Genomic DNA, 23,254 nt, shown 5'->3' on the forward strand with positions numbered 1-23,254 from the left:
AGCCCACCGCCGGGCGCGCTGCCAGCCGTCGTCACCACGCCACCCCTGTGTGAAGTGGTGGGGCGTGCTGTCGGCTGGTCTCGGATCGGTTCCATGGCCATCGGTACCCGGAGACAGGCCTAAAGACCCTGGGAGGGGCGACGTCGCTCCGCAGAGGCTGGAGAGGTGAAGCGATTTCGGCTGACCGCCTTCCTGGTGGTCACGATCGCCGCCCTCGCGGGTGGAGGTGTGCTGCATCTGACGGGGTTCGCCGCCGAGGGCGACGCGTTGTGGGTGGCAGGGACGGTCGTGGCGGTGGTCCCGGCGGTGTGGTGGGTGGTCTCCGCGCTGCGCATGGGCCGGCTCGGGGTGGACGCGATCGCGGTGCTCGCGCTGGTGGGGACGCTGGCCGTACGGGAGTATCTGGCCGGTGCGGTGATCGCGGTCATGCTGGCGACCGGCCGGGCGCTGGAGGGGTACGCGCTGCGCAGGGCGAAGCGTGATCTCACGGCGTTGTACGAACGCGCACCGCGCTGGGCGCACCGCTACACGGACGACGGCCCGAGACGGTTGGAGATCTCCGAAGTCCGGCGGGGCGACCGGCTCCTGGTACCGGCCGGCGAGATGGTTCCCGTCGACGGTGTGGTCGCGCGCTGCCCCGCCGTACTGGACGAGTCAGCTCTCACCGGCGAGTCGCTGCCTGTGGAGCATCCCGTCGGCGCGAGCGTGCGCAGCGGGGTGGTGAACGCCGGGCCGGCGTTCGACCTGCGGGCCACCGGCACCGCCGAGGAGAGCACGTACGCGGGCGTGGTGCGGCTGGCGCGCGAGACCGAAGCCGACACCGCTCCGGTGGTCCGGCTGGCCGACCGGTTCGCGGCCTGGTTCCTGCCGCTGACCCTGGCGCTGGCCGGATCGGCCTGGGCGCTGTCGGGAGATCCCGTGCGGGCCGTCGCGGTGCAGGTGGTCGCCACGCCGTGCCCGCTGCTGCTGGCAGCTCCTGCTGCCATCGCTTCCGGGTTGTCCCGAACGGCCCGCCGCGGCGTCGTGATCAAAGGCGGTGGCGCGCTGGAGACGCTCGGCCGGGCTCGCACCCTCATGCTCGACAAGACCGGAACCCTCACCAGAGGGCGACCTGAGGTGGTGGACATCGTCCCCGCACCGGGTCACACGGCTGAGGAGGTGCTGCGGCTCGCGGCGGCGGTCGATCAGGTGTCGTCGCACGTGCTGGCCGCCGCCATCGTCCGCGCGGCCGCGCAGCGCGGCCTGGCGGTGCCGGCTGTGGTGGAGGTCCGCGAGGAGCCCGGTTCCGGCACGATGGGCACCGTCGCGGGACGGCATGTGCGGGTGGGCAAGGCGCCGCCGAACGCGTCGTCTTCATGGATGGCCACGCAGCGGTCCAGGGCGGCGCTCGACAGCGCGATGACGGTGTGGCTGTGCGTCGACGGCGAGCTCGCCGGAGTGATCTTCCTGCGTGACGCCGTCCGTGCTGACGCGGCACGGACTCTGCGCAGGCTCCGCTCGGCCGGGATCGAACGCGTCGTCATGCTCACCGGAGACCGCCGCGAGGTGGCGGAGAGCGTTGCTGCCGTGCTCGACGTGGACGAGGTGCTCGCCGAGCGCACGCCCGCCGAGAAGGTGGCCGGCGTGCGGGAGGAGGCGGGACGCGCGCCGACCATCATGGTGGGCGACGGCATCAACGACGCCCCGGCGTTGGCGGCCGCACAGATCGGGGTCGCCATGGGCGCCCGAGGGTCGGCGGCGAGCACGCAAGTCGCTGACGTGGTGCTGACGACCGACCGGCTGGACCGGTTGGCGGACGCGATGGACGTGGCTCGCAGGGCACGGCGGATCGCCGTGCAGAGCGCCGGTGTCGGCATGGGGCTGTCCCTGCTGGCGATGCTCGCCGCAGCGCTGGGCGCCCTGCCACCCACGTCGGGCGCACTCCTGCAGGAGGGCATCGACGTCGCGGTCACCCTCAACGCGCTGCGCGCGCTGCGCGCCGGCCGGGGCACGAGAGTCCCCGTGGACACCTCCATGGGGCACCTGCTGCACCGCTTCGACGAGGAGCATGCCCGCCTGCGGCCCGCTCTCGATCTGCTTCGGGAGGCCGCCGACGCGCTCGACCGACCCTCCTCCGTTGCGATCCCCCGGTTGCGCCGCGTTCATGACGTGCTCGTCAAGGAGATCCTCCCCCATGAACAGGCAGAGGAGAGCCGGCTGTATCCGGCGCTGGGCAGCCTGCTGGGTGCTCCGGAGGCGACGGTCACCATGAGCAGGTCCCATGTCGAGATCTCCAGGCTCGTCGCCCGGGTCGGTCGCCATCTGGAGCTGGCCTCGTCCCACGGACTGCTGCCCGAGCAACTGGACGACCTGCGGGCCTGCCTGTACGGGCTGCACGCCGTCCTCACCCTGCATTTCGCGCAGGAGGAGGAGGCGTACTTCTCGCTCGGGGAGGCAGGACAGTAGACCGACGGCCCACGTATCCAGGACTTCCTCCTCCGGTGTCGCGCTCGCGGCCGTGGAGTGGGCCGCGGCATGGGCAGGCGCGAATGCGTTGGCGTGGCGGCTCACTACGATTCCGCACATGCCTTTCGATCTTGTGTTTTACGCCTTCTGGGCACTGATCGTCGCCTACTTGGTGGGCCTTCCCCTCATTCCTGCCGTCTTGCTCTCCGCACCGTCCAACCGCCACGGGTTCATCAGCCGGAGGTTCGTCGTCCTGGGGTTGTGCGTATCATGCGCGGGCGTCTGGTTGATGGGGTACGGCGCGTGGCTGGCACGTGAGGATTCGCGCTACGGCGGCCTCGAAGCCCTGGGGATACTGCTGATCGCCTTCGTCGGCGCGGGTCTGCTGGCGGCCGGTCTCGGCCCGCTGCCTTCGTGGCTGCTGGAGACCCTCGGTCCGTACGCCGAACGGCTGTCGCCGCCCTTCCGTCTCGCCGTCCGGGACCTGACCCGTCGTCGTGCCGGCGCGGTGCTCGCGATCACGTTGGCGATGACGGCGACGGCCTTCGGCCTCGCGCTGACGGTCATCGCGGCCGGCGAGACGACGCAGAGCAGGGCCGAATACCTTCCCCGCGGGAGGCCCGGCAGCTTATTGGTCCAGTCGAGCCCTGCGTACCTGGGGCCCTTCTCGGCCGAGGAGGCGGCCACCGTACGAGCGGCGATGGAGCGGGAACTGCCAGGGGTGCCGATCGTCCGGAGCGAGGCCGTTTCGCGCGCATCCTGGCACTTCGACGCCACGGCGGACAACGTCGAGATACCGGAGGAGGCCGTCTACGGGGATCAGGCCATCGGTGACGAGAAGCTGCTGCGGTACCTCACGGGTGATCAATCGACGCCGTACGACGAGGGCGCGGCCGTAGTGATCACGTCAGCGAACGTGAAGGTCGACTCGGTGCGGCTTTCTTACGAGATGAACGAGAACGACGAGACCATAAAGAGCAAGACCGTCCGGGCGGTCGTCGCGAGGACCTCCGACCCGCACATGGAGACGATCTTCGTTCCCTCGAAACTCGTCCGGGACCTCGGCTACCAGCTCCAGCCGAGCGAGCTGATCATCGACCCCACCCTCCGCCGGGTCACCGCCGAGGAGCGGCAGCGCCTCGACGACCGACTTGACGACGCGCTCGCGGAGATCCACGTCGAACGGGGCTTCGAGGCTTCGACCGAGTGGGTGCCCTTCGCCTCGGCGGCGTTCCTCGCCGCCCTCGCGTGCGCCCTGGCGTCCGGCCTGGACAAGGAAGCGAACGGGCGCCAGGCCCGGGTCATGAGGCGAGCCGGCAACGGATCGGCCGCGGCCTTCCGGTGGTTCTGCGCCTGCCGCGCAGGATTGAGCGCCCTGTGCGGAACGGCCCTCGGCGCGGTCGCCGGATGTCCGGTGGGGATGTTGCTGCTGTGGCCTCTGACGATGCCTACCACGTGGGAGGCACCCGCGCGGGTGCCGTTCGAGACCCCTTGGCCGGTGATCGCAGCTGTCGTCGCCGGCCTTCCCCTCCTCGCCGCGGCTCTCGGCGCGCTCTTGGCTCGTGAGCAGCCGCATGTGTCCACGCCCGCAGCGTCTCGGCCCTGACTCGAGTGCCGGGCCGAGCTCGCCGCCTGGGTGAGGCTCTGGTCTGTCCCGTTGTTCTCATCGTCCCCCGCTGAGCGGATCGCGGCGGAGCATGAGCTTGGTGGTCCGGACGGTGTAGGCCTCGGGCGCCTGGTCCCACTGGGCGGTCAGCGTGTTGACGCGCGCGTCGGCGAAGCGCGGCTACGCGGCGACCACGCAGAACTGGTTGCCGTCGGGGTCGGCCAGCACGACCCAGCCGTCGAAGCGCCGCACTTCGGTCGCGCCCAGGTCTCGAATCCGGTCGACCTCGCCCACCAGGTCGTCGGTGAACAGGTCCAGGTGCAGCCGGTTCTTGCTCTCCCGGCCCTCGGGCACGGCCTGCAGGGACAGGCCGACGCCGTTCTTGTTCGCGCTCTCCAGGTAGATGGCGCCTTCGTCCGAGGAGGCGACCTGGTATCCGGTGACCTCCTGCCAGAAGGCGGTGGTGGCTGCCAGGTCGTTCGTGTCGATGCAGATGTTGCCGATGCGGATGCTCACCAGCGATTCCTTCCTATCTAACTGACGTAACCATTACGTCGGTTAGATACCCTACCATCGGCGATAGCCGGGTAGGGTGCGAGACGTGATGGATGAGCGTGCTGCCGCTTCTGCGCCGGACAACCCGGCGACCGGGACGGCGCCGATGCCGCTCCGCGTGATCGAGGAGTTCGTCAACACCCGCCACCGGGACGGTGACGAGATCGCAACCCCGCAAGAGCTGGCGACGTGGTTGCACGCCCGCGGCCTCGTGCCGGCCGACACGGTGGTGAACGCCGAGCAGCGCGACCGTGCCGAACGGATGCGCGAGGGACTACGCGCGCTGATCGCCGAGAACAACGCCGAGCCGGTCACGAGTCCGCACCCGGACGGCCTGAACCCCGCCGCCCGCGCCGAACTCGCCGAACTCACCCATGACCTTCCGCTGCTGCTCGACGTGACCGTCTCTCCGCCCCGGCTGGTCGCCCGCGCCCAGGCACCGGTGGAAGCCGCGCTGGCCGGGCTCCTCGTCGTCGTGGCCGAGACCGTCGCGGAAGGCACGTGGACGCGGCTGAAGGCCTGCCGGGAGCCGAGCTGCCGGTGGGCCTACTACGACCACTCCCGCAATCGGCGCCGGACCTGGTGTTCCATGGACGTCTGCGGGAACCGCGCCAAAGCCCGCGCCTCTCATCAGCGCAAGTCCACCGCGCCCCTGACCGCGGGTCGGCCGACGAACCGATGAGCCGCGCCGTCGGGGCGAACGGAACGAATGCGGGCCGACGCGCACACCCCGTTCTCCCTGGGCGTCCCCGCGCTGCGGCCGCGACGAGAGACCGCCCGGGCCGGGCTGTCAGGTCTTCCGCGGCCGTGGCTCGGTGGCGCGGTGGTAGCGACCGGCGAGTTCACGTACGAGTTCGACGAGCTCTGTGGGTTCCGTCACGGTGAAGTCGACGCCGAGCGAGCCGAGGTGGACGGCGAGCGCCTCGATGCTGTCCGCGCCGGTGTCCAGCAGGCAACAGGTGTCGTCGACCGGCGTGATCGCGCCGATGGCGGCGTTGATCCGCTCGGCGAGCCGTTCGGCCGGTACGTGCACGACGACCCGGGCCCGGTATCGCCAGGCGGCCGACGACACGCCCCGGCGCACCTGGTCGACGGCTTCCTCGGGGAGCTCGCGGGGGGCGAAGCGGGGGCCCGTCGGGGTGCGCGGGTGGAGCCGGTCGACCCGGAACGTCCGCCATGCGCCCCGCTCGACGTCGAACGCGACGAGGTACCACCGTCGTCCCCAGTTGACGAGCCGGTACGGCTCCACCTCGCGTCGGCTCGTGGAATCGTCGTGGCTTCGGTAGTCGAATCGCAGGCGCTCGTGGTCGCGGCAGGCGGCGGCGAGGACGCTCAGCGTGTCCGCGTCCACCCGCGGGCCGTGGTCGTCCCGGGGCACCGCGACGGCGTACCGCTGGAGGGCGTTGACGCGGCGCCGGAGCCGGGCCGGTAGTACCTGCTCCAGCTTCGTCAGCGCGCGCAGCGAGGTCTCCTCGACTCCGGTGATCGTCCCTCCGGCGGCGGTCCGCAGCCCGATCGCCACCGCGACCGCCTCCTCGTCGTCGAGCAGCAGGGGCGGCAGCGCGGCCCCTGCGCCGAGCCGGTAGCCACCCACGGCGCCTCGGGTGCCGTGCACCGGGTAGCCGAGGTTCCGCAGCCGTTCCACGTCGTTGCGGACGGTGCGGGTGCTGACCGAGAGCCGGTCGGCCAGTTCGGCGCCGGTCCAGTCGCGGGGTGTCTGCAGGAGCGAGAGCAGGCGCAGCAGCCGCGCCGAGGTTTCCAGCATCTTCCAAGTCTGCACAGTCATTAGGAACGAAGCTTGCCTATTCGGTTCCTAGGTTGAAGCCATGACGAACGACAGCACGATCGCCCCGTTCCGGATCGAGATCCCCCAGGACGAGCTCGACGATCTCCAGCAGCGGCTGGCCCGGACCCGGTGGGCGGAGGAACTGCCCGCCGGCGGGTCAGCACCGGCCGGTCCGGTGCCGCCCGGCTGGGAGTACGGCGTCCCGGTGGCCTACGTCAAGAACCTGGTCGAGCGGTGGCGCGGGGAATACGACTGGCGCGCCTGGGAGGCCAGGCTGAACGCGTACCCGCAGTTCACCACCGAGATCGACGGCCAGAACATCCACTTCCTGCACGTCCGCTCGCCGGAGCCGGACGCGACGCCATTGATCTTGACTCACGGCTGGCCCACCTCGGTGGTCGAGTGGCTGGACGTGATCGGCCCGCTCACCGACCCCCGGGCCCACGGCGGCGACCCGGCGGACGCGTTCCACCTGGTCATTCCGTCGGTGCCGGGCTTCGCCTTCTCAGGGCCGACCCGGGAACGCGGCTGGGACCGGTACCGGGTGGCCCGGGCGTGGGCCGAGCTGATGCGCCGGCTCGGCTACGACCGGTACGGCGCGGCCGGCAACGACGGCGGAGCGCTGATCTCGCCCGAGGTGGGCCGCGCCGACCCCGAGCACGTCTGTGGTGTGCACGTGACACAGGTCTTCTCGTTCCCCTCGGGCGATCCCGCCGAGCTGGCCGAACTCAGCGAGGAGGAGCGCGGCAAGCTCGCGTTCGCCGAGTGGTTCGTCCATAACCGCGGAGCCTACGACAAGCTCCAGTCGACCGAGCCGCAGAACCTGGCGCACGCCCTGGCCGACTCTCCGAGCGGCCTGCTGGGCTGGCACGCCCAGCTCCTCGGCGCTTCACTCGACCCGGACTACGTGCTCACCAACGTGGTGATCTACTGGCTGACCAACACCGCCGCCTCAGCCGCCCGGTTCTACTACGAGGACGCGGCGGCAGCCCCCGCCCGGCAGAAGTCCAACGGCCGAGGGACCACCGTGCCCGAGCCGACCACCGTGCCCCTCGGGCTGGCCAATTTCGCCTGGGACTACCAGTCGATCAGGACGCTCGCCGACCGCGACCACACGAACATCATCTCCTGGAACGTCTACGACCGGGGCGGACATTTCGCCGCACACGACGCACCCGATCTCCTCGTCCAGGACATCCGGCAGTTCTTCCGCAAGGTGCGCTGACCTACCACCGCCAGTCCGCGGTCCTCCCATGTCTTCACCCGAAAGGAAACCTCTCATGTATCTGGTCATCGGTGCCACCGCTCACTTCGGCCGTCAGGCGGTAGAGGAACTGGTCGCCGCGAACGTGCCGGTGCGGGCGCTGACCCGTACTCCGGAGCGGGCCGGACTCCCGACGCAAGCCGAGGTCGTGCGGGGCGATCTGACCAAGCCCGAGACGCTGCCCGCGGCGCTGGCCGGCGTCGAGGCCGCGTTCCTGGTCCCGCAGTACGGGCTGGACCTCGCTCCGCTGCTGGAGGCCGCAGGCCAGGCCGGGGTACGACGGGTGGTGCTGCTGTCCTCAGGGGCGGTCGTCCCGGGCGCCGAACCGCAGCCCGACGTGATCGCCCAGTACCACCGCGACGTCGAACGGGCCGTCGAGTCGTCCGGGATCGCGTGGACGTTCCTGCGGCTGCTGTTCCCCGCCATCAACTCGTTGACGTTCGCGATGCAGCTTCAGAGCGGTGACGTCATCCGCGCGCCGTACGCGGCAGCGGCCTTCAGCGCGGTGCACGAAAGGGACGTCGCCGAGGTGGCCGCGCGGATCCTGATCGACGGCGGGCACGCGGGGCAGGCCTACGACCTGACCGGCCCCGAGTCGCTCACCCAGGCGCAGCAGGTCCACATCCTCGGCGAGGCCCTGAAGCGTCCGCTCACCGTCGAGGACGTCGACCCGGAACCTCTGCTGCGGCAGATGAGCCAGTTCATGGACCACGAGTTCCTGACGGCGCTGTTCGGTCTCATGGCGCAGGCGGTCGGCAGACCCGCGCCGGTCAACGACGTCATCGAACGGCTCACCGGGCACCCAGCACGCACCTACGCTCGCTGGGCCGCGGACCACCGGGCCGATTTCACCTGCTGAACCCGGCGAGGCCGGCCACGGCGCTGCCCGAGCCGAGCTTCTGGCGTGGGATGACGCTGAAGCTGCCATCGGTCTCCAGGACGACGGCGGCGACGTCCTCCAGCGCACCGGCGCCGCTGGAGCGGACCGCCTGGCATACCTCCTCACGGGTGACGCGCTGCCGGCGCATCGGCTGCTCCAGCAGCCGCCCGTCGCGCAGCACCACGGTCGGCTCGGATTTGATCAGCCGCCGCACCCCCGCGGAACGGGTCGCCAGCCAGGCGACGGCGAACTGCAGCGCCACCAGCAGGACCAGCGCGAACGCGCCCTCGGCGAGGGCGACGTCGGACGAGAGCACCACGGTGGCCAGCGTGGAGCCCAACGCGACGGTGACCACCAGGTCGAAGGCGTTCATCTTCGACAGGGTGCGTTTGCCCGACAGCCTCAGCACCGTGACCAGCACGGCGTAGGCGATCACGGCGGCAACGACGGTGCGGATGATCCCGCCCCAGGAGTCGAATATCACCCTCGTCTCCTTCCCCCTGGCCGCCTCACCCACGTGCCCTGGCCGCGAGGGCTGCAGTGGTGTCCGGCGGCGGTCACCGATCCTTCCGTGTCAGGCCCGGCGATAGAGGGTCAGACCGGCGACGAAGACGGCCCACATGCCGTCCAGGCGCAGCAGTCCCGAAGCAAGGCGTCACCGCCCGTGGCCGCTCCCGTGATCGCGATCGCGCCGAGGACCAAGGGGAGCGCGAGGCCGTCGTTCGCGCCCGACTCCAGGGAAAGCAGCTGGCGGGTGCGACGGGAGAGCGTGCGTTCGGCGGGCTCACCGGTCACCGCGCCCGCCGCCATGACCGAGATCGCCAGCAGGACACGCGCCAGTTCATGGAGCTCCGCGTACCCTTCGACCACGGTGGGGATGCGTATCGCCCCGAGCACGACCGGACCGAAGAGGACGCCGGTGACGAGCGCGAGCAGCGGCGTGCTGATCAGGCGGCGCCGGACGTACCCGGAGAGTACGGCGACGACCAGGGCCAGGCAACCGGTCACGGCCAGCAACATGTCGAGCATGTTCTGGGCGTTCCCCTGTCCTCGGCGCTGTCCCGTCGTCCCGGCGTCTCGGCCCGTCCGCCTGGAACGCGCTGGTCGCGGGGCTACGTGTGGCCGGCGTCCTCGCCCGGATCCTCGCCGCCGTGATCAGGCCGACTGTGATCAGGCCGACTGTGATCAGGCCGACGCCCCCTGGGAAGGGCGTTCGCACACCTCGCCGCCCGTACTGGGACAGGCCGGTTCGCCGGTCTGGAGCAGCGTCACCACGCCGATGAGGAAGACGACGTAGGCCAGGACCACCACGAGCACCCAGGCGCCCTCCGGGATGGCGAAGCGTCGCGAAGTGCCGGTCGAGCCCGCGACCCCAGGAACGCCTGTGCCCCGGGGTCGGGCGAGCAGGGCGTCGAGCTCGGGATCGTCGAAGGCCAGGCGCTCTTCGATCTCGTCGAGCGCCCGCCGTTCCTCTCGTGAGAGTCCCATGGCGCTCAGGCGGCCTCCAGTCGCGCTCGCAGCTCCGAGCAGGCTCTGGCCTGCAGGCGTGAGACCTGCACCTGGGAGACCCCTAGCGTGCCGGCGATCTCGGACTGCGTCTGGTTCCCGAAGAAGCGCATCAGCAGGACGGTCCGCTCCCGGTCGGGGAGATCGCTGAGGAGCGGCCACAGTGCGGCTCGGTCGACGACGAGGTCGAGCTCGCGGTCGATCTGGGCCACGTGGGACTCATCGCGACGGTCGTTGTCGTCGCTGATCATGGCGTCCAGCGACAGGCAGCTGTACGCCTCGTCGACCTCGAAACCCTCCTCTGCTTCCGCCACGCTCACGTCCAGTTCGCGGGCCACCTCCCGCGAGGTCGGGCGGCGCCCGAGTGTCTGTACGAGGTCGTCCCGGGCCGCGTGCACCATGATCTTGAGGTTCTGCAGTCGGCGCGACACGTGTATCGCCCACCCGGTGTCACGGAAGTGTCTGCGGATCTCTCCCAGGATCATGGGCACCGCATACGCGGTGAAGACGTGGCCCCGCTGGACGTCGAACCCGTCGATGGCCTTGACGAGCCCGACGTTGCCCGACTGGAGGAGGTCCTCCAGGGGCTCGCCGCGGTTGGAGAACCGCCTCGCGAGCCGGGTCACGAGTCCTTGGTGCCGGACGGCGAGGTCCTCCCGGATGCGCTGTCTTGTCGGATGGTCGGGGGCGAGGTGAGCGAGCTGCTCGAAGAGCCGCTTCTCCGCAGGTTCGTGCCAGCCGTTCTCCGCCGGGGCCCGTGTCGGCGTGACGGGCATGGTCTTCGGCATATCGCCTCCAGAACGCCGCCCTCACCACTTAATTGCAGTATGCAATCTTTAGCGCATACATGTAAGTGGGGCCCCGCGGATTTTATCGACGGTTGCCATGACCGGGGGGATGTCGTGGCCCGCGTGACGGCTCGGGCACGATCCGGCCGGCACGGGCTGTATGGCGGCCGTGGGACGGGGCAACCCCTTCACTGTGGCCACGGCGGAACCTGAGAGGACGCAATCATGATCGGATTCATCGTCGCCGGATTGATCATCGGCGCGCTCGCCCGACTCATCATGCCTGGCAAGCAGAACCTCGGCCTGCTCGCGACCCTCCTGCTCGGCCTGGCGGGGTCGGTGATCGGCGGCACCGTGGCCAGCCTGCTCGGCACCGGCGACATCTTCGAGCTCAACGTGCTCGGCTTCGTCGTGGCCGTCATCGCTGCGGTGGCCCTGGTGGGTACGGCGGAGGCGATCAGCGGTGCCAGGCGGCGGACCGAGCCTGACTGACACGCTCGCGCAGGCTGTCCGCGTTGCGCCTCACAACTCCGCGACGGCCCCGTCGTGAGGAACCGCCTTCTCGTCGGCGGCCAGGGCGAACGCACTCAGCGCCGCCACCACGGCCTCCTGCTGCTGCGAAGTCAACTCCGCCAGGATGCGCGCCAGGTCGCCTCGCCGGTGCCTGGTCACCCCATCCACCAGCGCCCGCCCTTCCGTGGTCAGGGCTATCCGCACGGTCCGCCTGTCGCTCGGCAGACGGCTCCGCCGTACCAGGCGCTTGGCCACCAGGCGATCGCACATGCGGGAGGCGGTCGACTGGTTCACGTCCAGTGCGTCGGCGAGGTCCATCAGGCGTTGCGGCCCTCGCGCGGCGATGAGCACGAGCGCACGATACTGCGGCAGCGTCACCTCGCCACCGGCGGCGGCGATGGAGCGGGCCGCCACCGCCACCAGGGCGCGGCTGGCGGTCAGGACGGCCTCCACCACAGGGTCGTCCTCCGCGAGCGGTTCAGTGATCAGTTGTTCCACGCCCCGCTCCTGAATGTCGACGCGTCGCGTACTGCAATGTAACTCCTGTCCGGCGTGCTCGCCCGGATCTGTTCTACCTCCACTCAGGGCTGCTCAGGGCCCGTTCCGTGGCCCGGATCGGCATCCTGGTAGATGTCAGGGATGTTGTCGTGGTCGCGGTCGGCGGTCTCCTCCTCATGGATGCGGCGATAGACGTGGTTGCGCAACCGCAGGATCACCGCCGCCAGCAGCGCCGCGGCGAGGGAGCCGGTGAGCACGGCCATCTTGACGTGCTGTTCACGATCACTGCCCGCTCCGAACGCGAGTTCCCCGATCAGCAACGACACGGTGAATCCGATGCCCGCGAGCGCCGAGAGCCCCAACACGTCGACCCAGGTGAGTCCCTCGTCGAGACGGGCCCGCGTGAAGCGCGACACCAGCCAGGTGGCGGCCATGATCCCAATCGGCTTGCCGGCGAGCAGACCGACGACGATGCCGACGGAGACGGGGTCGCTCAACGCGTTCACGAGCCCGTCGAGGCCATCGAGACGCACCCCCGCCGACAGGAGCGCGAAGACGGGCACGGCCACCCCCGCCGAGAGGGGCCGGAACCGGTGCTCGAAATGCTCGGCCAGGCCAGGGCCGGCTTCGGGTCCGCCCGGCGCAGGTGGCGCAGCTCACCCGCGACGAACTCGCGCTTCAGCTCCAGGCCGGCCACGAAGAAGAAGATCGCCAGCAACCCGTCGGCGGCCCACGTCTTCAGGTCGAGACGCAGGTGCAGGACAGCGGGTCCGAAGTGCGCCGTCCGTACCGCCTCGTAGCCGTCTGCCCATGGTGAGTTCGCCCACGCCATGGCCACAACCGCACCGCCCAGCAGCAGAGCGCCGCCGATGGTCTCCTTCCGGAGGATGTCGGCGACGCGACGCGCCTCCTCCCACGACACCCGGCCGAACAGTCCGGGCGAGCCGCGACCTCCGTACGTCATGACGCCCCCCGCTGCTGATCGAGTTTGCCCCTCCGCCGTCCTGCGATGGCGCAGGCACCGGCGCGCGCCGGCGCCCTTGCCCGCTGAGCGCCCTCATAGACGTTCAAAGCAGGTGGTCACTTCTCCAGGCGCGCGGGCCGCGTCCGCCGGCGGCATCCGATGTCAACCATCCCACGCTGACCGGCGGACACCCGGACGACCGGCCGTGCACGGTACGGCCCTACCGGAACCTACGGCCTGGCCATCCGCTGATCGGCCCCACGAGGCTGAGGAGGGTGGGCAGCATCAGTGAGCGGACCACGATCACATCGAGCAGGATGCCCAGGGCCATCGTGAAGGCGATCTCACGGAAGGGACGCAGCGGGACGACGGCCAGCAGTCCGAAGCTGGCGGCGAGCGTGACGCCGGCGGCGGTGATCGCCCTGGTCGACTGGGGGGCTGTGATGATGATGGCCCTGCGGAGGCCGAGATGTCCCGCCTCCTTCCAGACATGCCCGATGCCGAAGATGTTGTAGTCAGAGCCCAGGGCCACCAGCAGCACACCTGCCGCGAAGGGCACGTAGAAGGTCAGCCCGGCGTGGCCGGAGACCGTCTGGAACAGGTGCACAGCCAGGCCCAGCGAGGCCGCGACCGACAGGACACTACTGGCGAGCAGATACAGCGGCGCCACCAAAGCGCGCAGGAACACCACCAGCACCAGCAGATTGACGAGGATGGCGGCGACAGACGTGACGCTCCGTCATCACTCCCATGACTGTGTGAGAGCGCGGAAGGCGAGATGCCCGTGGACGAGGAGCTTGGCGGGCGCGATCCGGCAGAGCCCCCCGGGCGGAAGGCACCCGAAACCGGTGACCCGGACGCCACCGGGCACAAGTCGGGTGTCCGGATGATCTCGTGGCTCGTGCCCGTCCTGACGCTCCTGGCGGGCGTGGCCCTGGGCGGCGTCATCGCGAGTTTGGGAACGGACGGGCCGTCGGGTGAGTGGGGAGATGAGCCAGGACGGACCACGGCCCCGCGTTCTCCGGCCACCACCGTGCCGCCTGGGCGTCAGGTGAGCGTCCCCGGGGAATGCCTGGCCGCCCTCGACCGCGCCGAGCAGGCGATGGAGACCATCCGTGGCGGCCTGCGGGCGCTCGCCGACCTCGACGGGCCGCGGCTGGAGGGTGTCATCGACGAGTTGCAGCGCCTTGAGCCGGAGTTTCAGAGACTGGCCGGGCGGTGAGCCCGGGCGGAGGTCCGCACCGCCGAGCCGACCGTCACCTCTTCCTGAGGGGCGGCACCGCCTCCGCTGCCCGGACCGGCCACCGAACGTCTGTGGACCAACGGTTGAGTCCGCGCTGCCCGCGGGGCACCGGCCTGCCTGGCGGTCCACGGGGCGCCGAGACATCGAACGGCACAGGAGGGTAGAGGGACGGCCTGCGGGTCAGCCCGGCCCGGGCTCGCGGCCGGCCGGCAGGGAGCCACATGGTGCTGTCTCCGGACCCTGACCGGGACGGAGGGGCGCCGGTGGTGGACATCCGGCGGGGGGACACGCGCTGGAGAACGAGGAGGCGCGGAAGTGGCCACAGTCAGATCCGTGCGGCGGCGGCTCTTCTCCGCCGACCTGTGGCGGACCCGGTTGTGGCCCTTCCCCGTGCTGGGCCTGGTCGTCGCGCTGCTGCTGGGAGTGGCGTTGCCGCTGCTCGACGCCTCGGTGGCCGATGACCTGCCCTGGACGGTCAGCACCCTCCTGTTCGGCGGGGGCCCCGAGGCGGCCCGGACGGTGCTGTCGGTGATCGCGGGGTCGCTGGTCACCGTGACCACGCTCTCCTTCTCCTTGACCGTGGTGACGCTGCAGCTCGCCAGCACCCAGTACTCCCCTCGCCTGCTCCGGACCTTCGTGCAGGATGGGTACCTGCACGTCACGCTGGCACTCCTGCTGTTCACCTTCACCTACGCGGTGACCGTGCTGCGCACGGTGCGTGACGAGCCCGCCTTCGTGCCGGCCCTGTCGGTGACCCTGGCCTTCCTGTTCACGCTGACGAGCGTGATCGCTCTGGTGGTGTTCCTGGCGCACCTGTCCCGGCAGATCCGGGTGGAGTCACTGCTGCTGAGCGTGCACACCGAGACGAAGAACACGATCCGGCGCTGCCTGTCCGAGCTCGCGGACGACGGCGCCGACGATGTGGTGCCGCCGGAGATCGGGACAACCGCCGTGTGCGCCGGGTCGTCCGGGTTCCTCGTCTGGGTCGACGAACGGAAACTCCTACGCGCCGCCGTCGACACAGGTGCCGTGATCCTCCTCGACCGCCTCCCCGGGGAAACGGTCGTCGCCGACACCCCGATCGCCCTGGCCTGGCCCATCGACCGCGGCGAGGTGCCCCGGCTCGACGAGCAGGCCGCCGCCGCGCTGTCCAGGGCGATGGCGGACGCCGCGCGGACCGGATTCGAGCGCACCCCTGATCAGGACATCGCCTTCGGGTTCCGCCAGATCGTCGATGTGACGCTCAGGGCGCTGTCGCCGGGCGTCAACGACCCGACCACCGCGGTGCACGCGCTGGGCTACGTCGCCGACTTGCTGTGCCAAGCCGCCCACAAGGATCTCGGGCCACGCGTGCTCAGGGACGAGTCCGGCCGGGTACGCGTCGTGCTCCGACGCCCGGACCTCCGCACGTTGCTGGACCTGGTGATGACCCAGCCGCGCCGCTACGGCGCCGGCGATCCCGCCGTGGTCGAGCGGTTGTTCACGCTGCTGCGGGAGGTCGCCTGGGTCACCCGCCTGCCCGCGCACCACCGCGCCGTGCACGATCAGGTCCTACGGCTGCGTGCCACGGTCGAGGATCAGGACTTCGACCGGACGGAACGGGCGCGGCTGGACGCGCTGGCCGGGTCGGTTGAGGAGGTGCTCGGCGGCGTTCAACCCTGAGGAGCAGCCATGAACGAGATCCTGACCAAGAGACCACACGTGGTGATCCTCGACGTGAACGAGACACTCACCGACATGGAGCCGCTGCGGGCCCGCTTCGAGGACGTCGGGCTGCCGGGACACCTCATGGCCACCTGGTTCGCTGGCGTGCTGCGCGACGGGTTCGCGCTGACCGCCGCCGGCGGTTACGCCGACTTCGCCGCCATCGCCGCGGACGTGCTCAGCGGACTCCTCCACGGCCGGAGAACCGACGCCGACGCCGACCAGGTGATCGACCATGTGCTGCGCGCCTTCACCGAGCTGCGCGTGCACCCCGACGTTCCTGACGGGATGCGTACGCTGCACGCGAGCGGCATCCGCCTGCTCACCATGACCAACGGCGCCGCCGCGACGACCGAGCGGATCCTGGCCCGTGCAGGGCTGCTCGACCTGGTGGAGGCGAGGCTGGATGTGAGCGGTCCCCGCGTGTGGAAACCCGGCCGCGCCGCCTACGACTACGCGGTCGACCGCGCAGGAGTAGCACCGGATCAGGCGGCCCTGGTCGCGGTACACCCGTGGGACATCGACGGCGCCCAGCGGGCCGGCCTGACAGGGGCGTGGCTGCACCGGCGCGGCGCGCCGTACCCGAGCGTGATGAGCGCCCCACGCGTGTCGGCCCCCGACCTCAGGACGCTCGCCGCCCTGTGGTCGGACGCCTGACCGGGCTTCGCGCCAGCGGCCATGCACAGCGATGGGCAACAAAGATCTCCCGACTCTGCACGCGGCAACTGTATGGCTCCCTCGCTCATGGCCAAGAGCAAGCCAGAAGGGGGAAGAGTATGATCACTCAAGAACAGATTCCCATGGCGATAGATCAGCCGGTCTTCGACGCCGCCGGGCAGAGGGTCGGGGAAGTGAAGCACGTCTTCTTCGACGACGCGACAGACCAGCCGGAATGGCTGTGCATCCGAACCGGCTTCTTCGGCACGAGGGAGACGTTCGTACCGCTGCGTGACGCGGAACTGGTTCGCGATCACGTGGAGGTGCCGTACGACAAGGACCGCATCAAGGACGCTCCCAGCGTCGACGTCGACGCCGGCGGGCACCTGTCGGAGGTCCAGGAAAGGGAGCTGTACAGCTACTACGGCATGGACTGGGGCCATGCCTGGCAGCGGGCGAACGAGCCGGGCGAAACCGGCTGGGCACACACCGCCGGGCAGGGGGAACGCGAACGCCTCGGCGGCGCCGCCGACGACGCGATGACCCGTTCGGAGGAGCAGCTGCACGTCGGCACGGAGACCCACGAGACAGGGCGTGTGCGGCTACGCAAGTACGTGGTCACGGAGCAGCAGCAGGTGAGCGTGCCCGTCAGCCATGAGGAGGCGCGGCTCGAACGGGAGCCGATCACGGAGGAGAACCGCGACGAGGCGCTCGCCGGCCCCGAGATCAGCGAAGCCGAGCACGAGGTCATCCTGCACGAGGAGCGCCCCACCGTGTCGAAGACGACCGTTCCCAAGGAGCGGGTCCGGCTGACGACCGAAGAGGTGGTCGACGAGGAGACCATCTCGGAAGAAGTCCGCAAGGAGCGGATCGAGGTGGAGGGCGACACCGACCAGTCCCGAGGCGCGTACTGACGTCGGACGCCACCGGCACACCGCATCAACACGCCGCCACCAGCACGCCGCCACCCGCCGAGGTTCGGGTGGCGGCGTGCGTGTCCGCCCGTCACCTGGCGCCGCCGACAACGGTCGCGTATGGACGGCGGCAGTCAGGTATGCGGCCGGTGGGCCGGCACGCCCGTCACCGTCCGGCTCCTCGTGCGGTCCACGGGAATGCGGGCGGGGATCATCGACGGCGACCTTCTGATGGGCGGCACCGGTCCGGAGCTCAGCTCGGCCGGTTCGCGAGGCGGTGCGTTGTGAGGTCCGGCTTCCGGCTCATCGAGACGAGCCTGCAACCGGCATGTCCTCCACGGGCGGCGGAGAAGCTCCACGCGAAACGTAACGCCCTCCATGACCCGGGGAGCTGAGCGGTGCCCGGGTCGAGGTGCTGCGGGCCGCCAAGGTGAGATCTGCAGACCTGAGGCCTCATTTCGGGGCTGCGAGTGGAAGACAGGAAACGCCTCACCAAGCTTGATAAGCACGAGTACGGTGGGGCGCTCCGACATCATCCACCGGAGAGCTGCACATCATGGGCGCCGGGATCGACACGCTGAAGGTGCCGGCAGTCCCAAGCGCTCACGCCGTCGGCATCGCGGCTCGCATCAGTTTCGACACCGACGAGGAGGCTGGGACTCCGCACAAGCTCACCATCACATTCCAGGACGATGATCAGGTGCTGGCGAGCATCCATGGAACGTTCTTGACTCCGCCGCGGAACGAGAACATGCCCGTCCATTGGAAGACGAAGGTCAACCTGGCGCTGAGGGCGACGCTGCCGCTTCCCCGCTACGGGGACTACGCGCTCGACGTGGCACTCGATGACCGGTCGGTCAAGTCCATCGATCTGCGTGTGATTCAGCCGACCGAGGGCGCCTAGCGATGCCCCAGCCACTGCTTACCCAGCACGTCAAGGAGCGGATGGAACTGCGAGGCATCACTGAGGACCAGATCTTCAAAGCTCTGGCAAGAGAGATCAGGCGAAGACCAGGCTCTTCTGGGAAGATCTGTGTCTTTGGCATCGTCCCGGGTGGCCGCATACTGAAGGTAGTCCTGACCCACGACTCGACGCAGATCATCACGGCAGCTTGGCCAGACGAGTAGGAGCCCGCGGATGAGACTCAGCTACGACCTGGATGCCGATGCACTGTACATCTACATCTCGGATGCGCCTGTCACGAAGACGGTCGAGATCGACGACGAGACCATGGTGGACCTCGACAGCAACGGTGAGCTCGTGGGGATCGAGGTCATAACGATTGACAGGATCTGGCCTCTGGACGAAGTGCTTCGTCGCTTCCGCGTCTCTGAGGAGGATGTCCGTCAGTTGCGTGCGCTGTTTCCTGTCGGCGAGGGTGTTCGGCGGGAAGTGCCTGTGATGACAGCGCGTACGCCGGAGCCTGTCTGCTCTGTCGCGTAGAGAAGCCCGGCTGCGGCCCCGTCGCCCTGTGGGAGGCGGGGCCGCTGCGTGTCTGGACTCGACGCGACGGAATCCTTGGCGGCCGTAAGGGGCAAACAGATTCGGTGCGGCAGACGGCTCAGGGGGCGGGGCATCGGTGGTCGGGGTGCCGATTCGGCGTCCTCGCGCACCCAACGGTGCTCGCGTGTATGTTGCGGTGCGATCCGGCGTGCGTTTCTCAACGCGTCGAAGGCGGCGTCCCTCATGCCGGCCCACAATCGGGCTCGCGCCAACTCGATGAAGAAGCCACTACGGCGTTCGGCGGGCATACTAGCCGGTGGTGCCCAGGTGTCCCCGATGTCGAGAGCACGCCGGAGATGGCTGTCGCCGAGGCTGACGGCGAGCGAGACCTCGTGGATGCGCACCGAGTCCGGCCCGAAGGCCGTCCCGCAATAGACGCCCTCGGGGACGATGCCGCCGAGCCGCTGAGCCTCGACACGATGGCTCAAAACGTCTTCCACCTGACCGGCGCGCGCTGCGACAACGGCAGCGCGCATGTGCAGAGACCCCAGCACGCCCATGTGCTGAAGGCTCAAGTCGTGGCGCGTGCGGAGGCAGTCGATCTCAGCTTCGAGGGCGTGGGCACGCCTCCGCCAGGCCCGGGAGACCCACGAGACGCTGAACCGGGTGGCGCGGCTAGTCGCGCCGCTGCACGTCCCCAACCGGCCCGAGCATCACTACCGGTACGATCCCGCCAAGTCCGACGCCTATATGGCGATCACCCTGTGCTGGCTCGGTGACCCATCGGCCGAGCCGTACTCCCGAGGAGTGCTCGTCCGACTGGAGTCGACGACCGACGGCCTGTTCACTTGCTCCCACGAAGGGATGTCTCCTTCCCCACCCTCAGCACAGAGTTTCGTACCTGTTTGCTGCCTCTGTCTATTTTGGCAGGGAGGGTTCTCAACGGTGACGACGAGATGCGTATCGAGATCGTGGGAAGGACCGACACCGAGGACCCGAAGCAGCTGGAAGCGGACAGGTTCTCAGCGGACACCCTCATACCACCTCAGTACGCTTCCCGACTGGCCGGGTTGACGTCGAAGGCCGCGGTGCGAGCCTTCGCCGAGGAGATCGGGATCGCTCCGGGAATAGTCGTGGGACGCCTGCAACGCGAGCATCCCCGACGCTGGCCCTACAGGAATGGGAACGACCTCAAGCGCAAGCTGGATCTGCTCGAAACTCAGTAACAACCGGCACGAGCCGGGACTGGTAGACCGCGCCTCTCCGGCCCTGGTAGCACGACCATGACGCCCCCACGTCTGACAGCGAGGTGCTCACGATGGTCATCGAACTCCTTGGGCGTTCGCTCATCCACGCCGTCTCCTCAGTGGTGGTAGGCGTGGACGACGGCGTGGCCCTTGCCCTTGCCAATGATCCACTTGTTGATCGGTGTGGTCACCAGGAAGGCGACGAGCAACGCGAACGCCAGCGCGCCCCAGAACAGCGCCGAGGTGAGACCGGCGTCCATGGCGCCGGGGATGGCCAGCATCACGCCGTTGTCCACGATTTCCATCACGACGATCGACACCGTGTCGGCGGCCAGGGCCAGTTTGACGGCGCTGCCCCAGCTCACTCCCGCCCGGCGCAGGGGAAGCAGGGTGAGGAGATAGCCGAAGAAGAAGGCGAGCACGACGGCCAGCGCGATGGACGGGGCGGTGGCCCAGCCGAGCGCGGTCGCGATCACCAGGCCCAGCACCTCGCCGATGGCGCAGCCGGTGAGGCAGTGCAGCGTCGCCGACGCCGCCATCCGCCAGGACACCTTCGCTGATCCGGCGCCGTGGTGCGCGTGTGCGGCGTGGTCGTGCCCGTGGTGCTTCGTCGGGTGTTGCTCCACGGCGTGGTGTCCGGCGTGGTCGTGTCCGGCGTGGTCGGGGTGCTGCTGCTCGGTCATGACGGCTCCAGAACCTGTCGCGTACGTCGGTTACTCGCCCGAAAATATACCCCTAAGGGGTATATGGCAAGTGGGTGCCGGGTACAGACATCGAGGAGTCGCCGGGCGGGAGCCCAGGACGCGCGGCCCATGGCGTCGACGCCGTGGAGGGGAGGTCGTGATGACCGAGGACCTCAAGGAACGCAGTACGGCGGTGCTGGACGTGAGCGGCCTGCACTGGGCGTCGGAGCAGAACGTGGTGACCGCGGTGCTGGGCCGCCGGCCCGGCGTGATCGCGGTGGAGGTCAACCCCGTCGCGCAGGCCGCCACGGTGGTGTTCGACCCGCGGGAGACCTCGGTGGCCGAGCTGCGCCGCTGGGTGGAGGAATGCGGCTACCACTGTGCCGGGCAGTCGGTGCCCGCTCACGTCTGCGACCCGATGGCCGAACCCGACCCGCCGGACGACGGGCACGCACACCCCCGGGGCGCGGGGGCGGTGACCGACCGTCACCCCCCAGCCGAGCACGCGCCGCCCGCGCACGAGGTGATGGGTCACGGCGGCCACGGCGGGCCCGGGTCGATGGAGGCCATGGCCGCGGACATGCGCAACCGGTTCCTGGTCGCGGCGGCGCTGTCGGTGCTGATCACGATCTGGTCGCCGATGGGCCGCGAGATGCTGGGGCTGCGCGTGCCGGTGCCGTTCGGGCTGCGGGAGGACGTGTGGGCGCTGCTGCTCAGCCTCCCCGTGATCTTCTACTCGTCGTGGATCTTCTTCGACGGCGCCGTACGGGCGTTGCGGGCGCGCACGCTCGACATGATGGTGCTGGTCGCGGTGGCGATCGGCGCCGGCTGGCTGTACTCGGTGTACATCACGCTGACCGGCGGCGGCGAGGTGTTCTACGAGGCGGCCGCGATGCTCGCGACCTTCGTGCTGCTCGGTCACTGGCTGGAGATGCGGGCCCGAGGCGGCGCCAACGACGCGATCCGGGCGCTGCTCGACCTGGCACCGCCCAGGGCGGTGGTGATCCGCGCCGGCGGGCAGGTGGAGATCCCCACCGCCGAGGTGGTCGTCGGGGACCTCCTGCTGGTACGTCCAGGCGCGAGGATCGCGGTCGACGGCGAGGTCGTCGACGGCGAGAGCGAGGTGGACGAGTCGATGGTCACCGGCGAGAGCCTGCCGGTGCACAAGGCGCCCGGCTCAGCCGTCATCGGCGCGACCATCAACAAGAACGGCACCCTACGGGTCGCAGCCACCAGGATCGGCTCGGACACCGCCCTGGCCCAGATCGTCAAGCTGGTGCAGCAGGCGCAGAACTCCAAGGCGCCCGGGCAGCGACTGGCCGACCGGGCGGCGTTCTGGCTGGTGTTCGTGGCGCTCGTCGGTGGCGCGCTGACCTTCGCGGTCTGGCTGGCGGCCGGCGCGCCCGCCGGCACGGCCATGCTGTTCGCCATCACCGTCGTCGTGATCACCTGCCCGGACGCGCTCGGCCTGGCCACCCCAACCGCGATCATGGTCGGCACCGGCCTGGGGGCCAAGCGGGGCGTTCTGTTCAAGAACGCGATGGCGCTGGAGACCGCCGCCCGGATCCAGGCCGTGGTCATGGACAAGACCGGCACCCTGACCAAGGGCGAGCCGGAGGTGACCGACGTGATCACGCACGGGATGGCCGAGGACGAGCTGCTACGCCTGGTCGCCGCGGTCGAGCGTGAGTCCGAGCACCCGCTGGCCGAGGCCGTCGTCCGCCACGCCGGCCGACCGGGTGCGCCGCCTCGGGCGGTCAAGTTCGCAAGCGTCCCGGGCCAGGGAGCGATCGCCGAGGTGGACGGCCACCGGGTGGCCGTGGGCAACCGCCGCCTCATGGCGGCCGAGGACATCGAGCTGGACGAGCTGGCCACCCGCCGCGAGGAACTGGCGGCGGGCGGGCGCACCGTGGTGATCGCCGCCGTGGACGGCAGGGCGGCGGGGCTCATCGGCATCGCCGACGCCCCGCGCGACACCTCGGCGGCGGCCGTGACCGCGCTGCACCAGGCCGGCATCGAGGTGATCATGTTGACCGGCGACAACGAGGCCACCGCCCGCCGCATCGCCGAACGCCTCGGCATCGACACGGTCATCGCCGAGGTCCTGCCGGGCGAGAAGGCCGCCAAGATCGCCGAGTTGCGGCGCGGCGGGCGGAAGGTCGCGATGGTGGGTGACGGCGTCAACGACGCCCCCGCGCTGGCGCAGGCCGACCTCGGCATCGCGATCGGCGCCGGAACCGACGTCGCCATCGAGACCGCCGACCTCGTGCTGATGCGCTCCGACCCGCTGGACGTGCCCACCGCGCTGGCCATCGGCCGGGGGACGCTGCGCAAGATGCGCCAGAACCTCGGCTGGGCGGTCGGCTACAACGCCGTCGCGCTCCCGATCGCCGCCGGGGTCTTCGAACCCGCCTTCGGGCTGGTGCTCCGCCCCGAGGTCGCCGCCCTGTCCATGTCGGGGTCCAGCTTCATCGTCGCGGTGAACGCCCTCATGCTCAAACGGCTCCACCTACCCGAGCCGGGCACCTCTCCCGAGACCTGAGGCGCCGGGTTCTGA

At 70.0% G+C, this 23,254-nt stretch carries 24 protein-coding genes and 2 pseudogenes; 15 read left to right on the forward strand and 11 right to left on the reverse strand.

Translation table 11 applies throughout. The features are described from left to right. Window positions 1-165: 165 nt before the first annotated feature. Together ACGF0J_RS30320 and ACGF0J_RS30325 are read left to right on the forward strand one after the other, a co-directional pair. The gene (locus tag ACGF0J_RS30320; RefSeq protein ID WP_393151207.1) at window positions 166-2,445 is read left to right on the forward strand and encodes a heavy metal translocating P-type ATPase; all 2,280 of its coding nucleotides are present in this window, start codon (window positions 166-168) and stop codon (window positions 2,443-2,445) included. 118 nt (window positions 2,446-2,563) lie between these two features. Next, on the forward strand, window positions 2,564-4,051 hold the full coding sequence (locus ACGF0J_RS30325; protein ID WP_393151209.1) for a hypothetical protein: 1,488 nt from the start codon (window positions 2,564-2,566) through the stop codon (window positions 4,049-4,051). 180 nt (window positions 4,052-4,231) lie between these two features. Here the strand turns inward: ACGF0J_RS30325 and ACGF0J_RS30330 are convergent, their stop codons facing one another. After that, window positions 4,232-4,567 (reverse strand): VOC family protein, encoded by a 336-nt coding sequence (locus ACGF0J_RS30330; RefSeq protein ID WP_393151211.1) that lies wholly within the window; start codon window positions 4,565-4,567, stop codon window positions 4,232-4,234. Window positions 4,568-4,655: 88 nt separating this feature from the next. Between ACGF0J_RS30330 and ACGF0J_RS30335 the strand changes: the two genes are divergently transcribed. Next, complete coding sequence (locus tag ACGF0J_RS30335) at window positions 4,656-5,288, forward strand: CGNR zinc finger domain-containing protein (protein WP_393151213.1); 633 nt, start codon at window positions 4,656-4,658, stop codon at window positions 5,286-5,288. A 108-nt stretch (window positions 5,289-5,396) separates the two neighbouring features. Here ACGF0J_RS30335 and ACGF0J_RS30340 read toward each other — a convergent pair whose 3' ends face one another. Continuing rightward, window positions 5,397-6,371 (reverse strand): helix-turn-helix transcriptional regulator, encoded by a 975-nt coding sequence (locus ACGF0J_RS30340; RefSeq protein WP_393151215.1) that lies wholly within the window; start codon window positions 6,369-6,371, stop codon window positions 5,397-5,399. 61 nt (window positions 6,372-6,432) lie between these two features. Between ACGF0J_RS30340 and ACGF0J_RS30345 the strand changes: the two genes are divergently transcribed. After that, on the forward strand, window positions 6,433-7,617 hold the full coding sequence (locus tag ACGF0J_RS30345; RefSeq protein WP_393151217.1) for an epoxide hydrolase family protein: 1,185 nt from the start codon (window positions 6,433-6,435) through the stop codon (window positions 7,615-7,617). 55 nt (window positions 7,618-7,672) lie between these two features. Next, window positions 7,673-8,515 carry an NAD(P)H-binding protein gene (locus ACGF0J_RS30350; RefSeq protein WP_393151219.1) on the forward strand — a complete coding sequence of 281 codons (843 nt, stop codon included), beginning with the start codon at window positions 7,673-7,675 and terminating at the stop codon, window positions 8,513-8,515. Here the strand turns inward: ACGF0J_RS30350 and ACGF0J_RS30355 are convergent. The 4 genes from ACGF0J_RS30355 to ACGF0J_RS30370 all read right to left on the reverse strand — a co-directional run bounded on the left by ACGF0J_RS30355 (window position 8,505) and on the right by ACGF0J_RS30370 (window position 10,830). Continuing rightward, window positions 8,505-9,020 (reverse strand): DUF421 domain-containing protein, encoded by a 516-nt coding sequence (locus ACGF0J_RS30355; RefSeq protein ID WP_393151221.1) that lies wholly within the window; start codon window positions 9,018-9,020, stop codon window positions 8,505-8,507. The genes ACGF0J_RS30350 and ACGF0J_RS30355 overlap by 11 nt on opposite strands. Before the next feature lie 110 nt (window positions 9,021-9,130). Beyond that, window positions 9,131-9,565, reverse strand: coding sequence for a hypothetical protein (locus ACGF0J_RS30360; protein ID WP_393151223.1), 435 nt, complete (start codon window positions 9,563-9,565; stop codon window positions 9,131-9,133). Between the two features lie 156 nt (window positions 9,566-9,721). Further along, the gene (locus ACGF0J_RS30365) at window positions 9,722-10,024 is read right to left on the reverse strand and encodes a DUF3040 domain-containing protein (protein ID WP_393151225.1); all 303 of its coding nucleotides are present in this window, start codon (window positions 10,022-10,024) and stop codon (window positions 9,722-9,724) included. Window positions 10,025-10,029: 5 nt separating this feature from the next. Continuing rightward, the gene (locus tag ACGF0J_RS30370; RefSeq protein WP_393151227.1) at window positions 10,030-10,830 is read right to left on the reverse strand and encodes a SigB/SigF/SigG family RNA polymerase sigma factor; all 801 of its coding nucleotides are present in this window, start codon (window positions 10,828-10,830) and stop codon (window positions 10,030-10,032) included. 225 nt (window positions 10,831-11,055) lie between these two features. Between ACGF0J_RS30370 and ACGF0J_RS30375 the strand changes: the two genes are divergently transcribed. Further along, window positions 11,056-11,322, forward strand: coding sequence for a GlsB/YeaQ/YmgE family stress response membrane protein (locus ACGF0J_RS30375; protein ID WP_393151229.1), 267 nt, complete (start codon window positions 11,056-11,058; stop codon window positions 11,320-11,322). Between the two features lie 30 nt (window positions 11,323-11,352). On the opposite strand, the gene ACGF0J_RS30380 is transcribed toward ACGF0J_RS30375, so the two are convergent. From ACGF0J_RS30380 to ACGF0J_RS30395, 4 genes and pseudogenes are all read right to left on the reverse strand, one after another. Further along, on the reverse strand, window positions 11,353-11,841 hold the full coding sequence (locus ACGF0J_RS30380) for a MarR family transcriptional regulator (protein ID WP_393151231.1): 489 nt from the start codon (window positions 11,839-11,841) through the stop codon (window positions 11,353-11,355). A gap of 83 nt (window positions 11,842-11,924) precedes the next feature. Next, window positions 11,925-12,404 (reverse strand): Na+/H+ antiporter NhaA, encoded by a 480-nt coding sequence (locus tag ACGF0J_RS30385; RefSeq protein WP_393151233.1) that lies wholly within the window; start codon window positions 12,402-12,404, stop codon window positions 11,925-11,927. Further along, entirely contained in the window at window positions 12,344-12,805 is a 462-nt protein-coding gene (locus tag ACGF0J_RS30390; protein WP_393151235.1) for a Na+/H+ antiporter NhaA, read from the reverse strand. The genes ACGF0J_RS30385 and ACGF0J_RS30390 overlap by 61 nt, the downstream gene beginning before the upstream one ends. Window positions 12,806-13,025: 220 nt before the next feature. Next, a pseudogene (locus tag ACGF0J_RS30395) lies at window positions 13,026-13,526 on the reverse strand (MMPL family transporter); the annotation flags it as partial. 165 nt (window positions 13,527-13,691) lie between these two features. On the opposite strand from ACGF0J_RS30395, the gene ACGF0J_RS30400 reads away from it, so the two are divergent. The 8 genes and pseudogenes from ACGF0J_RS30400 to ACGF0J_RS30435 all read left to right on the forward strand — a co-directional run bounded on the left by ACGF0J_RS30400 (window position 13,692) and on the right by ACGF0J_RS30435 (window position 19,993). Continuing rightward, window positions 13,692-14,027, forward strand: a complete 336-nt coding sequence (locus ACGF0J_RS30400) for a hypothetical protein (RefSeq protein ID WP_393151237.1) — start codon at window positions 13,692-13,694, stop codon at window positions 14,025-14,027. A gap of 336 nt (window positions 14,028-14,363) precedes the next feature. Further along, on the forward strand, window positions 14,364-15,710 hold the full coding sequence (locus ACGF0J_RS30405) for a DUF2254 domain-containing protein (protein ID WP_393151239.1): 1,347 nt from the start codon (window positions 14,364-14,366) through the stop codon (window positions 15,708-15,710). A gap of 9 nt (window positions 15,711-15,719) precedes the next feature. Beyond that, the gene (locus ACGF0J_RS30410) at window positions 15,720-16,409 is read left to right on the forward strand and encodes a haloacid dehalogenase type II (protein ID WP_393151242.1); all 690 of its coding nucleotides are present in this window, start codon (window positions 15,720-15,722) and stop codon (window positions 16,407-16,409) included. 119 nt (window positions 16,410-16,528) lie between these two features. Continuing rightward, window positions 16,529-17,323: a DUF2382 domain-containing protein gene (locus ACGF0J_RS30415; protein ID WP_393151244.1), complete on the forward strand. Its 795-nt coding sequence runs from the start codon at window positions 16,529-16,531 to the stop codon at window positions 17,321-17,323. Between the two features lie 544 nt (window positions 17,324-17,867). Then, a pseudogene (locus ACGF0J_RS30420) lies at window positions 17,868-18,227 on the forward strand (DUF6941 family protein); the annotation flags it as partial. A gap of 2 nt (window positions 18,228-18,229) precedes the next feature. After that, window positions 18,230-18,451, forward strand: coding sequence for a DUF4258 domain-containing protein (locus tag ACGF0J_RS30425; RefSeq protein WP_393151246.1), 222 nt, complete (start codon window positions 18,230-18,232; stop codon window positions 18,449-18,451). A 10-nt stretch (window positions 18,452-18,461) separates the two neighbouring features. Beyond that, window positions 18,462-18,767, forward strand: coding sequence for a DUF2283 domain-containing protein (locus ACGF0J_RS30430; RefSeq protein WP_393151248.1), 306 nt, complete (start codon window positions 18,462-18,464; stop codon window positions 18,765-18,767). A gap of 956 nt (window positions 18,768-19,723) precedes the next feature. After that, window positions 19,724-19,993 (forward strand): hypothetical protein, encoded by a 270-nt coding sequence (locus ACGF0J_RS30435; protein ID WP_393151250.1) that lies wholly within the window; start codon window positions 19,724-19,726, stop codon window positions 19,991-19,993. 137 nt (window positions 19,994-20,130) lie between these two features. On the opposite strand, the gene ACGF0J_RS30440 is transcribed toward ACGF0J_RS30435, so the two are convergent. Further along, on the reverse strand, window positions 20,131-20,697 hold the full coding sequence (locus tag ACGF0J_RS30440) for a DUF4396 domain-containing protein (protein WP_393151252.1): 567 nt from the start codon (window positions 20,695-20,697) through the stop codon (window positions 20,131-20,133). Between the two features lie 160 nt (window positions 20,698-20,857). On the opposite strand from ACGF0J_RS30440, the gene ACGF0J_RS30445 reads away from it, so the two are divergent. After that, window positions 20,858-23,239 (forward strand): heavy metal translocating P-type ATPase, encoded by a 2,382-nt coding sequence (locus tag ACGF0J_RS30445; protein ID WP_393151254.1) that lies wholly within the window; start codon window positions 20,858-20,860, stop codon window positions 23,237-23,239. Window positions 23,240-23,254: the final 15 nt, after the last annotated feature.

Source organism: Nonomuraea sp. NPDC047897 (assembly GCF_043204415.1).
In the GTDB taxonomy this organism is placed as follows: domain Bacteria; phylum Actinomycetota; class Actinomycetes; order Streptosporangiales; family Streptosporangiaceae; genus Nonomuraea.